The sequence below is a fragment of the Vibrio sp. 1978 genome (genome assembly GCF_033344345.1).
In genome coordinates this window covers 1-547 of the sequence record NZ_JAWPOP010000890.1, presented here as the reverse complement: position 1 = coordinate 547, position 547 = coordinate 1, and the positions used below count along the sequence as shown (strand labels likewise).

General features: G+C 44.6%; 1 protein-coding gene. It reads right to left on the bottom strand.

Features of this window, described 5'->3' with window-relative positions; translation table 11 throughout:
* Positions 1 to 547 (bottom strand): diguanylate cyclase (locus R8N49_RS29705; RefSeq protein ID WP_318190773.1); only part of this gene is annotated, 547 nt, incomplete at both ends.

Genomic DNA, 547 nt, shown 5'->3' with positions numbered 1-547 from the left:
TTCACCAGAGCGACAGAATGTTGCTTTAAGCTGGTTGGCAATCGCTTGTAAACAGCGGTCACCTTCTATGTGTCCATAGTTATCATTAAATGGCTTAAAGAAATCGACATCCAACAGTATCATCGCCATCGGCATATGGTGCCTTCCATGCCACGCCACCATTGAATCTAACTTTTGATCAATGTAACGGCGGTTGAAAAGCTTGGTCAGTCCATCCTCGTTGGCTTGTTGAGTGAGAAGTTGGTTGACTTGCTCTAGTTGGGCTGTTGCTTGTTTGAGTTCTCGACGCATATGCGCGATACGCTGCATCGCTATGAGTTTGGAGTTCAGGACGAGTTTGTCAACTGGCTTAATCAAATAGTCATCGCCGCCCGCATCGATCGCTTTCGCAATCATTTCAGGTTCTTCATGACTACTTAAGAAAATGATAGGAATCCAGTCTGGAAAAGTTTCTCGAACATGGAGGGAGACTTCAAAACCGTTCATTTCAGGCATGGAAATATCAAGCAGTACCAGTTCGGGGTCAAAGCTCTCGTAAGTATTTAAA